Annotated in this window: 14 protein-coding genes; 7 read left to right on the top strand and 7 right to left on the bottom strand. The window is 64.5% G+C overall.

Annotation, left to right across the window (positions count from 1 at the left end):
- The first annotated feature begins 7 nt into the window (after positions 1-7).
- From AC1VVK_RS03300 to AC1VVK_RS03280, 5 genes are all read left to right on the top strand, one after another.
- Positions 8-376 (top strand): lysozyme inhibitor LprI family protein, encoded by a 369-nt coding sequence (locus tag AC1VVK_RS03300; protein ID WP_482904366.1) that lies wholly within the window; start codon positions 8-10, stop codon positions 374-376.
- 136 nt (positions 377-512) lie between these two features.
- Complete coding sequence (locus tag AC1VVK_RS03295; protein ID WP_482904365.1) at positions 513-755, top strand: hypothetical protein; 243 nt, start codon at positions 513-515, stop codon at positions 753-755.
- A gap of 1 nt (position 756) precedes the next feature.
- A complete protein-coding gene (locus tag AC1VVK_RS03290; protein WP_482904364.1) occupies positions 757-2,781 on the top strand; it encodes an ATP-binding protein in 2,025 nt (674 codons plus the stop codon).
- Positions 2,782-3,153 (top strand): tRNA-binding protein, encoded by a 372-nt coding sequence (locus AC1VVK_RS03285; RefSeq protein ID WP_482904363.1) that lies wholly within the window; start codon positions 2,782-2,784, stop codon positions 3,151-3,153.
- Positions 3,153-3,935: a thioesterase family protein gene (locus AC1VVK_RS03280; protein WP_482904362.1), complete on the top strand. Its 783-nt coding sequence runs from the start codon at positions 3,153-3,155 to the stop codon at positions 3,933-3,935. Before AC1VVK_RS03285 ends, AC1VVK_RS03280 begins: the two co-directional genes overlap by 1 nt.
- Before the next feature lie 144 nt (positions 3,936-4,079).
- Here AC1VVK_RS03280 and AC1VVK_RS03275 read toward each other — a convergent pair whose 3' ends face one another.
- The 4 genes from AC1VVK_RS03275 to AC1VVK_RS03260 all read right to left on the bottom strand — a co-directional run bounded on the left by AC1VVK_RS03275 (position 4,080) and on the right by AC1VVK_RS03260 (position 7,548).
- The gene (locus AC1VVK_RS03275) at positions 4,080-5,474 is read right to left on the bottom strand and encodes a peptide MFS transporter (RefSeq protein ID WP_482904361.1); all 1,395 of its coding nucleotides are present in this window, start codon (positions 5,472-5,474) and stop codon (positions 4,080-4,082) included.
- A 123-nt stretch (positions 5,475-5,597) separates the two neighbouring features.
- Entirely contained in the window at positions 5,598-5,783 is a 186-nt protein-coding gene (locus tag AC1VVK_RS03270) for a DUF3008 family protein (protein WP_482904360.1), read from the bottom strand.
- Positions 5,784-5,866: 83 nt separating this feature from the next.
- On the bottom strand, positions 5,867-6,982 hold the full coding sequence (gene aroB, locus AC1VVK_RS03265) for a 3-dehydroquinate synthase (RefSeq protein WP_482904359.1): 1,116 nt from the start codon (positions 6,980-6,982) through the stop codon (positions 5,867-5,869).
- Complete coding sequence (locus tag AC1VVK_RS03260) at positions 6,973-7,548, bottom strand: shikimate kinase (RefSeq protein ID WP_132385586.1); 576 nt, start codon at positions 7,546-7,548, stop codon at positions 6,973-6,975. Before AC1VVK_RS03260 ends, aroB begins: the two co-directional genes overlap by 10 nt.
- 213 nt (positions 7,549-7,761) lie before the next feature.
- Here AC1VVK_RS03260 and AC1VVK_RS03255 point away from each other — a divergent pair, with 213 nt between their 5' ends.
- Complete coding sequence (locus tag AC1VVK_RS03255; RefSeq protein WP_482904358.1) at positions 7,762-9,633, top strand: hypothetical protein; 1,872 nt, start codon at positions 7,762-7,764, stop codon at positions 9,631-9,633.
- A gap of 52 nt (positions 9,634-9,685) precedes the next feature.
- Positions 9,686-10,531: a tyrosine recombinase gene (locus tag AC1VVK_RS03250; RefSeq protein ID WP_482905107.1), complete on the top strand. Its 846-nt coding sequence runs from the start codon at positions 9,686-9,688 to the stop codon at positions 10,529-10,531.
- Positions 10,532-10,681: 150 nt separating this feature from the next.
- Here the strand turns inward: AC1VVK_RS03250 and AC1VVK_RS03245 are convergent, their stop codons facing one another.
- From AC1VVK_RS03245 to AC1VVK_RS03235, 3 genes are all read right to left on the bottom strand, one after another.
- Positions 10,682-11,917: an IS110 family RNA-guided transposase gene (locus AC1VVK_RS03245; RefSeq protein ID WP_482904357.1), complete on the bottom strand. Its 1,236-nt coding sequence runs from the start codon at positions 11,915-11,917 to the stop codon at positions 10,682-10,684.
- 445 nt (positions 11,918-12,362) lie between these two features.
- Positions 12,363-12,533, bottom strand: a complete 171-nt coding sequence (locus tag AC1VVK_RS03240; protein WP_482904356.1) for a Flp family type IVb pilin — start codon at positions 12,531-12,533, stop codon at positions 12,363-12,365.
- Between the two features lie 127 nt (positions 12,534-12,660).
- Complete coding sequence (locus AC1VVK_RS03235) at positions 12,661-12,849, bottom strand: Flp family type IVb pilin (RefSeq protein ID WP_482904355.1); 189 nt, start codon at positions 12,847-12,849, stop codon at positions 12,661-12,663.
- Positions 12,850-12,869 lie beyond the last annotated feature (20 nt).

Genomic DNA, 12,869 nt, shown 5'->3' with positions numbered 1-12,869 from the left:
TCCACGGGTGATCCTGCCGATCCTCCTCCTGGCCTCGGAGCCCGCGATCGATTGCGCCAACGCGATGACGCAGACGGACATGAATGTGTGTTCGTACCGCGACTTCCAGTCGGCCGACCGCGCGATGAACGAGGCCTGGGGGAAGGTGGCAGCGGCGGCGAAGGCGGCCGACAAGCAGGGCCCCGGTGGAAATTTCAATCGGCTGCTCGATGCGCAGCGCAAGTGGCTCGCTTATCGGGACGCTCAGTGCCTCGCAGAGAACGGCCCGCGTGAGGAAAGCGGCACGATCTGGCCGCTCCAGCAGAACGGTTGCCTCAAGGAATTGACCGTGGCGCGCACAAAACAACTGCGTGACTATGGGAATGCGGGGAATTGATGCTCCACGCCTTCCGCTCGCAAATCCGTCATGCTGAACTTGTTTCAGCATCCATTTCTCGCCTCGGACCGGTGGTCTGCGGGGCGAGATGGACCCTGAAACAAGTTCAGGGTGACGATGGAGGAATGGGTGGCGGTTGAGTTTCAGCGAAGGTTCGAATTCGGCACGGAGCGTCGGCTGCATCGCGCTCGGTCTGCTGGGAGCGGCGTTTGTGGTGATGATGCTGTTCGGCGCGGCGATGGGAGACTGCGGCCGTCCGGGCAGTGTGGAATGCGAGAATGATGGGTTGATCAAGTTCCTCATGTTTCCGGGGAGCCTGATCGTTCTGATCTTGGTGGGACTTTTCGCCGCTTGGCGCATGACAAAAGACAGGGATTGAGATGTTCAAGAAAATCCTCATCGCAAACCGGGGCGAGATTGCCTGCCGCGTGATCAAGACCGCGCGCCGCATGGGCATTCAGACGGTGGCCGTCTATTCGGACGCCGATGCCCGCGCGCCTTTCGTGCAGATGGCCGATGAGGCCGTCCACATCGGCCCCGCGCCGGCCGCGCAGTCGTACCTGATTGCCGACAAGATTATTCAGGCCTGCAAGCAGACCGGCGCCGAAGCCGTCCATCCGGGCTATGGCTTCCTGTCCGAGCGTACCTCCTTCGCAGAGGCGCTGGCCGCAGAAGGCATCGAGTTCATCGGCCCTCCCGTCGGCGCCATCGCCGCGATGGGCGACAAGATCGAATCCAAGAAGCTTGCCAAGCAGGCCGGCGTCAACGTCGTCCCCGGCTTCGTGGGCGAGATCGAGGATACCGAGCACGCCGTGCGCATCTCGAACGAGATCGGCTATCCGGTGATGATGAAGGCCTCGGCCGGCGGCGGCGGCAAGGGCATGCGCCTTGCCTACGACGAAAAGGACGTGCGCGAGGGCTTCGAGTCCGTGAAGCGCGAAGGCCTGAACTCCTTCGGTGATGACCGCGTCTTCATCGAGAAGTTCATCCTCAACCCGCGCCACATCGAGATCCAGATCCTCGGCGATAAGCACGGCAACATTCTCTACCTGAACGAGCGCGAATGCTCGATCCAGCGCCGCCACCAGAAGGTGGTCGAGGAAGCGCCGTCGCCCTTCGTCACCGAAAAGATGCGCAAGGCCATGGGCGAGCAGTGCGTCGCCTTGTCGCGCGCAGTAGGCTACTATTCGGCCGGTACGGTGGAACTGATCGTCTCGGGCGCCGACCCGACGGGCGAGAGCTTCTATTTCCTCGAAATGAACACCCGCCTTCAGGTCGAACACCCGGTCACTGAAGCGATCACCGGTGTCGATCTGGTCGAGCAGATGATCCGCGTCGCCGCAGGCGAGAAGCTGGAGATGACGCAGGCCGACGTCAAGATCGACGGCTGGGCCATCGAAAACCGCGTCTATGCCGAAGATCCCTATCGCGGCTTCCTGCCCTCGACCGGCCGCCTCGTGCGCTATCAGCCGCCGGTTGACGGCTGGGACGACGACGGCTCCGCAAACGGCCGTCGCGGTATCGACGGCGTGCGTGTCGATGACGGCGTCTACGAGGGCGGCGAAGTCTCGATGTTCTACGACCCGATGATCGCCAAGCTGATCACCTGGGGCGAGACCCGCGACGAGGCGGCCGACAAGCAGGTTGCCGCTCTCGACCTGTTCGAGATCGAGGGCCTTGGCCACAACATCGATTTCGTCTCGGCCATCATGCAGCACCCGCGCTTCCGCTCGGGCGAGCTGACCACGGGCTTCATTGCCGAGGAATATCCCGAAGGCTTCACCGGCGCGCCTGCGTCGGAGGAACTGAAGGGCAAGCTGGCTGCCGTTGCCGCCTTCGTCGCTACCGCACGGGCCGACCGTGCGCGCCGGGTCGACGGGCAGCTCGCCTCGCGCCGTCTGGCGCCGCCGTCGGAATGGACCGTCATCATCGACAAGGCGCCTTTCGAAGTCGTCATCGACGATGAGGACGTGACGGTGAACGGCATCTCCGTCAACCTCGCGATGGAATATACGCCGGGCGACCGCCTGATCGACGCCGAGATCGACGGCGAGGCTATCGGCATCCGCGTCGCGCCCACGCGCACGGGTCTGAAGATGACCACGCGCGGGGCGATCCACGACGTGCAGATCCTGCCCAGCCGCGTGGCTTCGCTGACCAAGCACATGATCGAAAAGATCCCGCCGGATCTTTCGAAGTTCCTGATCTGCCCGATGCCGGGTCTGCTCGTCGCGCTCCATGTGGGCGAGGGGGACAAGGTGGAAGCCGGACAGCCGCTTGCCGTCGTCGAGGCCATGAAGATGGAGAACATCCTGCGCGCCGAGAAGTCGGGCGTGGTGAAGGCGGTCAACGCCAAGGCAGGCGAAAGCCTTGCAGTGGACGCCGTGATCCTCGAAATGGAATAAATGCATCTAGATCATGACCCCGCCGCACCTGTCGGCGACGAAATCACCTTCGATCAGTTCCTTTCCGTAGACATCCGCATCGGCACCATTGTCGCTGCGGAGGTCTATGAAGGGGCTCGCAAGCCGAGCCTCAAGCTGCGGATCGATTTCGGTCCCGGCATCGGCGAGAAGAAAAGCGTCGGGCAAGTCGCGGCGCTCTATTCTCCCGAGGAACTGATCGGCCGGCAGGTGGCGGCGGTCGTGAACTTTCCCAAGCGGCAGATCGGCAAGGCGCTGTCCGAAGCGCTGACGCTGGGCTTTGCGGACGAGGAGGGCCGGGTGGTCCTTTTCGCGCCGGACAAGCCGGTTCCCAACGGTTCGAGGTTGTTCTGATGGCGGGTTTTGCCGCGCTCCTGTCCGAAGCGCCGGAGATCGAGGGCGGCTTCGCGTTCGATATCACAGAGGATTGGCTGCAGGGGCGCACTGCCTATGGCGGGCTGACGTCGGCAATCGCTCTGGCCGCCGCGCGGCGGGTCGATCCTGAATTGCCGCCACTGCGCTCAGGCCAGTTCGCGATGATCGCGCCGCTGGCCGGTCGGGTCGAGGCACGGGCGCGGATCGTGCGCAAGGGGCGCAATGCGACCTGGGTTGCGGCGGAACTGTCGGACGGGAAGGGCGTGGGTTTCAGCGCCAGCTTCGTGTTCATGCGCCAGATCGAGAGCGCGGCCGACATCGCGGGCTATACGATGCCGGAAGGCGTGAGCCCGGTCGAGAGCGCCAAGCCGGTGCCGATGGACCATGCGCCGGTGTTCCTGAAGCAGAACTTCGATGCGCGTTTCGCCCTGCCGAAATCGGCGCTGGGCGAGGCGGACTTGTGCTGGTGGGTACGGCTCAAGGAACGCGAGGGCCTCGATCCGGCCGTGGAGGCTGTGCTCGTGGGGGATGGGCTGCCGACGGCGGTGCTGCCGCTGCTCAATTTCCGCGTGCCGATCAGTTCGATGCACTGGCACGTCAACATGCTTGAGCCCGCGCCTACGACCGAGGACGGCTGGTGGCTGCTGCGTTCGACCAGCGAATTCGCCCGCGATGGCGGGGCGAGTGAGCATATTCACCAGTGGAGCGCCTCGGGCAGGCCGGTGATTGCCGGGTTGCAGTCGGTCGCCGTGTTCGGCTGAGCGCGAGCCGCCACTCCACCTGCCATTTCAACAAAACTCCCCGTCGCCCCCGCGAAGGCGGGGGCCCCGCTTTCCTTGCCCCATGCGCAAGGTTTGAAGAACAAGCGGGATCCCCGCCTTCGCAGGGATGACGGGTCTATCCGGTCAGGCGGGGTTCGGCTCACCCGCCAGCGTCTTGCCCAGCACGATCTTGAACACCGAGAAGGCGACGAGCCCCAAAGTGGCTGCACCGACGTGCATCAGCCAGAACGACACGATGTCCATCGTCGAGTACCAGCCGCCGACTACGCCGACGATCTTGTTGGCTCCGAAGAACGCCAGATAATAGATGCCCACCACGGTCGCATTGAGCGAACGCGGGGCGATCTTGGTGAACAGCGCAAGGCTCACCGGCATGATGTGCGCAAAGCCGATTGAGTTGAACAGGTGGAACATCACCGGCCAGAACAGGCCAATCTTGCCGCCCCCGGCCGTTGCCGCAGCGATCACCAGGCACATGCCGCCGGCCATCGAGAAAAGCGAGCCGATGATCATCTTGCCCAGTTCGTCCGGCTCGCGCCCGGTGCGGTTGGCGTGCCACTTCCAGAACGCGGCGACCGCGACCAGCATCGAGAAGCTGAGCGTCGCGTCCACCGTGATCATCCAGCTCGTCGGCAGGGTCTCGCCGAAGAAGGTCAGCTGGAACTTCGCGTCGGCCCAAACGAGATAGGCGTTGAAGATCTGCTGGTTGCTCATCATCGAAATGGCCAGCACCGGCACCAGCACGGCCAGCGCCCCAAGGCGCGGCCAATCGCTGCGGGTGAGGGGCTGGCGGGGCACCTTTTGCCCGCGCGCCGCGCGGTTGTCTTCCGGCAGCCAGGGCCGCGCCTTTAGGTAGATCAGCAGGCCGATCACCATGACCACGCCGGCAGTGCCGAAACCGTAGTGCCAGCCGACCTTCTCGCCCAGCGTACCGGCGATCAGCGGGGCGGCGATCACCGAGACATTGATGCCGATGTAGAAGATCTGGAACGCCATGGCGCGGCGCAAGTCTTCCGGCTTGTAGAGTTCACCCACCTGGCTGGCGATGTTGCCCTTGAACAGGCCGACGCCCACCACCAGCGAGATCAGCGCGAGTAGGAACATCCCCTCGAACGCCATCAGGAAGTGGCCGAGCGACATGACGATCCCGCCCGCGATCAGCGTCGCGCGGCGGCCCAGCCAACGGTCCGCGATCACACCGCCGAGGATCGGTGTCAGGTAGACAAGCGAGGTGTAGTCGCCGAAGATCGCCGATGCGAGCGGCTGACCTTCCAGCCCGGCATAGTGCCAGCCGCGCAGCCACTGAAGGCCCAGCACTTTACCCACGTTCTCGGGCAAAAGCAGATACTTGACCATGTAGAGCACGAGCAGCGTCTGCATCGAATAGTACGAAAAGCGCTCACAGCCTTCGACGAACGAGAGGTAACCCAGTCCGCGCGGATGGCCGAGGAAGGCGCGGTCGTCGCGCTCGGCTTCCTCGGGGAAGTCCAGCTCGGGGGTGGCTTCGGCAATAGTCATCGCATTCCCGGAAATATTGTTATATTTTAAGGATGTTTGTGTTCTTGACGCATGCCTATAATGACGTGTCCCGGAAATGTCACGTCGTTGACGTCATGGCGTCGAATTCCGCTGCATTGCTCGTCAGTTTTTGACGTGCTCGGGCTTGCCCTTCCGCTTGGTGGCGGCAAGCTCTTCAAGCTGCTTCTCGCTCATCGAATCGACCATCTCGCGCGAGGCGCCTTTGAGGGCGCTCTTCGCCGTCTCTCCGCGCTTGGCGGAGAGGGCCGCACCGGCGGCTTTCTGCTGGGCTTTGGACTTGGCTGGCATGGCGGTCTCTCCCTTGCGGTTATGCAAGGAAGGACGCGCGTCACGACACCGAAGTTCCCGAAAAACGCCGAAACCGCGCCCGGTCAGGCCGGGCTGCGCGCCAGTTCTGCGTCGAGGAACTGGGCCACGTCCTCAAGCGAGACTTCGCGGTCCAGATAAGTCTGGCCGATGCCCTTCATCAGCAGGAAGGGCAGGGTGCCTGCGTCCATCTTCTTGTCGTGGAGCATGTGATCCACCAGCGCCTTGCCGTCGCAATCGAGGCCCAGCGCCGCGAGACTCGCGGGTAGCCCGATTTCGCCGATATGGCGGGCGACATGCTCGGCCGTGGCCTGCGGCATAAGGCCCCTGCGCGCCGAATAGCGGGCGGCAAGCACCATGCCCAGCGCGACGCCTTCGCCGTGCAGCAGGCGGCTCGAAAAGCCGGTCTCGGCCTCCAGTGCATGGCCGAAAGTGTGGCCAAGGTTGAGCAGGGCGCGCTTGCCGGTGGTCTCGAACTCGTCCTCGGCAACGATTCGGGCCTTGCTGGCCACCGAATGGGCCACGGCATATTCGCGCAGCGCGGCATCGCCATCGATCATCGCCGCGCCATGCGCGTCGCACCAGGCGAAGAAGTCCGCATCGTCGATGAGGCCGTATTTCACGACTTCGGCATAGCCTGCCAGCAGTTCGCGCCGGGGCAGGGTTTCAAGCGCGGAGAGATCGGCCAGCACCAGCGAGGGCTGATGGAACGCGCCCACCAGGTTCTTGCCGGCGGGCGTATTGATCGCGGTCTTGCCGCCCACGCTCGAATCGACTTGCGCCAGCAGCGTGGTGGGCACCTGGATGAACTTGCAGCCGCGCTTGAGCACGGAGGCGCAGAAGCCGGTGAGATCGCCGATCACGCCGCCGCCCAGCGCGATCACGCTGTCCCCGCGCTCGACGCCGAGTTCGAGCAGCCAGTTGACCGTGGCGGCCAGTTCTTCCCACGACTTTGTTCCCTCGCCCGCAGGGAGGATGCGCCAGTGCGGCTCGTGCCCGTTTTCGCGCAGCGAGGCTTCGATCACGCCTCCCCATGCGGCGTGGACATTGCTGTCGGTGACGATCGGCACGCCGCGCTTGCGCAGCAGCCCCCGGCAGTTCGGCACGAGTTCGGCCAGCAGCCCGGCGCTCACGCGCACTTCGTAGGGGCGTCCAGCGATGTCGACGGAGATCACAGCCATTGCGAGAGTCCCTGAAGTACCTTGTTGATCGTCTGGACGTGCGGTCCGCTGGCGCTGACCACGTGAATCGGTGCCTGCGCATAGTGCGGCCGGCGATCCTCGCGCAGGCGCGCCAGAATTTCGCGCGGCTCGCCGCCTTGCAGCAGCGGGCGATTGTCCTTGCGCGCGGTGCGTTCGACCAGCGTGTCCACCTCGCTGTCGAGCCAGACAGTGATAGCATGATCGAGGATCAGCGCGCGCGTCTCTTCATTGCAGAAGGCCCCGCCGCCGGTAGCAACGACGCAGGGGGCAAGGCCCGCTCCCAGCAGGCGCGCGATCACGCGGCGCTCGCCGTCGCGGAAATAGGCCTCGCCATAGGTTTCGAAGATCTCGGGGATCGTCATCTGCGCCGAGCGTTCGATTTCCTCGTCCGCGTCGACGAAGGGAAATTCGAGCAGCGTGGCCAGCCGCTTACCCACGCTGGACTTGCCCACGCCCATCATGCCGACCAGCACGATAGGCCTGTCGATCCGCCGGGCGAGAGCGGCAATTTCTTGCGCGGAAAAGCGGGTCTGTTGAACGTCCATTGCCCCACCGCCTATAGTTGCGCTAGGTCGCAGCGCAAGCATCGGTGAAGGAAGGTGAGTGACGATACCAAAGGGCAGGCGAAGGCTTCCGGGCGTGACTGCGGCTGTGGTCGTCGCGATTGTGGTGGTTGTCGGGGGCATGGCCTGGGCTGACGGTGGTCGCCGGCAGATCCGCGATATCGTTCAGCCGGTGTCTGTTCCGGAGCTTCCGCGATGAATTCCCGTATCCGCGCCTGGCATGTCATGGTCGGCACCGCCCTTGCGCTCACGTCGGTATGGGCGGTGGCGCAGGATGCGCCCGAATCGCTCCTGCCCAAGGGGTTCGAGGAGCCCACGCCAACACCTACGCCCAATGCGGCGCCGGCTGCGGGCGGCAACGCCGCCGCGCCGCGTGCGATTTCCACGCCCATGGTGCAGCCGATTCCCGGTGCCGCGCCTGCGGCCGTCGATGCGGGAGCGGCGATTCCCGCGCTTCTCGGTCAGGGCGGGCTGACCCGCGTGCCCACGCTCGAAGAGCTTGAGCGCATGTCGCCCGAGGATTTCGAGGATCTGCTCGGCAACAAGATCGATCTCGACATGCCGCCGCAGGCGCGCCGCTCGATGGAACAGATCGGCCTGATGGACGATAGCGAAGGGGGCCTGCCTGCCGCCTCGCTGGGATCGCAGAGTGCCTCTGTGGTTGAAGCGGCGCTGGCGGCCAATCAGGGCCAGCTGGTGTCGCGCTGGGGGCATATCCTGCTCCGCCGTGCGCTGATTTCGCGCCTTGCCCCGCCTGCCGGGATGAGCCCGCAGCGCTTCCTTGCACTGCGTGTGGCGCTGCTGCTGCGCATGGGCGAAAGCGATGCCGCGCGGGCCGTGTTGCAGGACATCGACATTGCCAATTACACGCCGGAACTCGGCGATCAGGCGTTCGAGACATACCAGCGCGCGGCCGATTTCACTGGTCTTTGCCCGGTCTTCTCATCCGCGGGTTCGCTGCGCGACGATGCGCAGTGGGATGCGGCCAAGGCGATCTGCGAGGCGTTTCGCGGCAGCGGCGCCTCGGCCATGGCCAAGCTCGACAAGATGCGCGTGCACGGTTCGATGGAGCGCATCGATCTGCTGCTTGCACAGAAATATGCCGGTGCCGCAGGTCGTTCGCGCAAGGCCGTGACGATCGAGTGGGACGGCGTCACGACGATGACGCCCTGGCGCTTCGGACTGGCCAATGCCGTTGGCCTGACGCCGCCGGACAGCGCCATGGCCGATGCCGATCCGCTTTATAATGCGATGACGGCGCTTGCGCCGATGGTCGGGCTGGAGCGGCGCGCCGCCGCGGCCGATCACGCTGGTTCCAGCGGCGTGCTGTCGAATGCGGCGATGGTCGATCTTTACGGCCAGCTCTATTCCGATCCCGAAGTGACCGGCGACTGGCAACAGCGTGCGGAAACGCTGCGCAATGCCTATGTGCTGGAGGATCCGTCCGCGCGCTTCTCGGCGATGCAGAGCTTGTGGAACGGGGCCAATGGCGCCGATGCCGTCTATGCGCGGCAGGTGCTGACCGCCGCCGCCGCCGCCCGCATTGCGCCCACCAAGGATATGGAGGATCAGGCTCCGGCGCTGCTGACCTCGATGCTGGCGGCCGGATTCGATTCCAACGCGCTGGCCTGGTCGCCGGTGGTGGCTTCGGGCAGTCAGGGCTGGGCCTTGTTGGTCCTTGCCGCTCCGGGCCGCATTCGCACGGTCGGTGCCAGTCCGGTGAACACCTATATCGATGCGGACAACAGCACCGACAAGCGCCGCAGTGCTTTCCTCGTTGCCGGTCTGGCGGCGCTGGGGCGCATCGATTCGAGCGATGCAGGCAGCTTTTCCGGCCAGCTTGGGTTGGGGCTTGATAGCAGCACTCGCTACACCGCCGCGCTCGACCGCGCCGCTGCCAATGGCGATTCCGCCGGCGTGGCGCTGCTTGTCGGGCTTGGCATGCAGGGTGACGACTGGCACCGGATGACGCCGCGGTATCTCTTCCACATCGTCTCGGCGCTGCGCACCGTGGGGCTTGAGGCCGATGCGCGGATGATCGCGGCCGAGGCCGTGGCGCGGGCCTGATCCGGTGACGTCGCGCGGCTCGCCGGTCGGCGCGCCCGAGCGCTTCCTCACCATGCTTGCCGCCGAGCGCGGGGCGGCCGCCAATACGCTGGCGGCCTATCGCCGCGATCTCGATGCGGCGGCCGACGAACTCGGCGATCTCGTCATGGCCGACGGCGATGCGCTCGCCTCGCTGGGCGAGGCGTGGAGTGCGGTTTCGCCCGCGACACTTGCGCGGCGCTGCTCGGCGCTGCGGCAGTTTTACGGCTTTCTTGTCGATGAAGGGCTGCGCGAGGACGATCCTTCCCCCGCCTTGCCGCGCGCGCGGGCACGGCGTCCGCTGCCGCGCGTGCTCTCGCGCGATGAGGTCGAGCGCTTCCTGACGCGGGCGGAAGAGGAAGCGGCGGGAGATCGGCCCGAATCGGTGCGCCTGCTGGCCTTGCTCGAATTGCTTTACGGCTCCGGCCTGCGCGCGAGCGAACTGGTCTCGCTGCCGGCCACGGCGGTACCGCGCGATGCGCCGTTCCTCCACGTCACGGGCAAGGGCGGGCAGCAGCGGATGGTGCCGGTCAGCACCCGGGCGCGGGCCGTGCTGTCGCGGTGGCTGGCGGTGAGGAAGGGTACCTCGCGGCATCTCTTCCCCTCGCGTGGCGAGAGCGGCCATCTCACGCGGGTGCGGCTGTTCCAGCTTCTGCGCGAGCTGGCTGCTCGTGCCGGGCTCGATCCGGAGCGAGTCTCGCCCCACGTGCTGCGGCATGCCTTCGCTACGCATCTGCTGGAGGGCGGCGCGGACTTGCGCGTGTTGCAGACGCTGCTCGGCCATGCGGACATCGCCACCACGCAAATCTACACCCACGTCGAGAGCGCGCGGCTGGTGGCCCTCGTCAACGCGCGGCACCCGTTGGCCAGGCGCGGCTAAGGCTATCTCTGATGAGCGGGGGGGGGGGGGGCTCCCCACCGTTTGGCAAGGGATGCGCTGAACGTAGGGCACTTGGTTGGGCAGGCGCGCGGAATGGCGACGCTACGGAGCATGCTTCGTAGCGGAGTCCATTGATTTTTAGTGCCGTGCTCAGGCTGTGTGCAACGGGTCAAAAGTAGTTTGGTTTTTCAGCATCGTGCACGCAACGGCGAGAAGTCGATCGGCAACTGATCGCAGCGCCCGGCCGTGGCCGTGCCCGCGTGCACGAAGTGCGGCGTATTTCGCTTTGCTGAGCAGACCGTGTTGAACGGCAACGCGTGCCCAATGGTAGACGCTGTTTCGTAACCTGACGTGGACTGCCTGGTGCATCAGGACAATCCGGCTTTTGCCAGATCGCTTGGTGATTGGGGCAACGCCGGACAAACAGCGTAGCGCGTGGTAATCTCGACGCTGCAGAGCATCGGATGCTTCTGCGAGCAGCGTGGCGAGGACGATTCTTCCGACGCCCGGCAAGGATCGCAGGATCGTCACGTCACGCTGCTCAGCTTGGTCGCCGTTCTCAGGAGTTTCCTTTTCCGCGAGTTGGCCGGTGAGCTTGTCGAGTTGGGCCTCGGCTTGAGATACCTGTCGGTTGACGAGAGCCAGGCGGATAGCAATGGCACCAAGGTGGCCTGTTGCAGCTTCGATCGTTCCCGGGGCAACTGGGATGGCCGGCTCATGCAGTTTCTCAAGCACCTGGCATGCGGTGAGCCGGCGTATTCGATGATGTTTGAGGAGCTTGGCAACGGTCACTTCACGCACGCGCGCTGCTTTTCCTGGGGTGGGTACAAGGCGCCAGAGGTCGAGGAACCAAGTTGCCGCGACATCGTCGGTCAATTCGAGAAGCTGCGGGTAGTATCGCCACAGGAGCTCTCGCACGCGGTTGCCGAGTCGGTTGCGTTCATGGCGCAACTCCTCGGCAATGCGTGACCATTCGCGCAGCTCGACAAGGATGGGATCGAGAGTGGCTAGCGCGCGGAAGCAACGGGCATCGGTTCTCAAGGCATCGCACAAGACCCAGGCGTCCGGGCTGTCATCCTTCGCCCCGGCCGGCGAGAAGCGGTCTCTGAATCGATCGAGTTGCTTCGGGTTGATCGCGTAGACGTGAAAGCCGCGCTCCACGAGGCTTTCGACGACGGGCCCATGAGGCACCTCGATGGCGATATGAATGCAGCCCGGCGGCGCCTGGGTCAGCTGCAGTATCCAGTTCGCCAGTTCGGCTATCCCTTCAGCGCCGTGCTTGACGGACCGCTCCCCAATTTTGGTGCCGTGAACATCCGACAACCGGACTTGATGAATTTCAGAAGCCCAGTCGATACCGACGAACCAACGCCTCTCGTTTTCCATGGCCTTGACCTCCTATGGTCCGGGCCAACCGCGATCTTCGTCGTTCCCTGTACTGGCGCTCCAGGCGCAAACTCCCCACGGGACGTCATCGCGGCCACCTGTCGGGGCACATGTCCCCCCCCCCCCCAGGTGCTCAAGGCGCAGGGGGCGAATTGGTCGCTCCCGGCAGGGTGGCCCATCCGCAGAACCTACAGCAGGTTCGCGCGGACACGAACGAGGTACAGGGGGCGTTTCGCTGACGGGGCGTCAACAGCTTTCGGTGTCTCCGGGACTTGTTATTGTCAAGCAGGACGACACTTTCGCGTCGTCGGACCCGCGCATGGCCTTCCCCGATAGGAGATGGCTCGCTTTCCGGTGTCCAGCAGCCCGCAGATAGGCGGCCAAAACGGAAAGGGGCGGCAGGTTTTGCCTGCCGCCCCGAACCGTTTAGCTCGAAAGCTTCCGATTAGTTCGTCGAAGCGAGCGTCGACGAAGTCTTCGAGAAGGTCGAGGTGAGCTGCGAGCCCATGCCCTGCAGAGCGGCGATCGCGGCAACGGCGATCAGAGCGGCAATCAGGCCGTATTCGATAGCGGTGGCGCCTTCTTCATTGCGACGCAGCTTGGCGAGAAACTTCATGGTATGTCTCCTGATGTAAGCAGTCTTCATGTACCCGGTCCTTCCCGCCTGGCGTCTTGCTTCAGCGCTCCGGACAATTTCGTTTTTAGAGAGGAAGTGTTGAAAAACACTTAAGTTTGCGTGACTATTATTGGGAACCGATTGCAGTAGCTGACTTCGATGCAATGGTATTCCACATGCCGATGATCTCATTGGCGGCGCCGCTTAAGGACACGATCATCACCATTACAATCATCCCGAGGATGAGGCCGTATTCCACAGCGGTCGCGGCTGTATCGTCCTTGAGAATACGGATGCCGATCGATCGGATAGTCATGAGCAACCCTACAGTTCGCC

This window comes from Novosphingobium sp. BL-S-32 (assembly GCF_056857055.1).
This window is presented reverse-complemented; position numbering and strand designations above follow the sequence as displayed.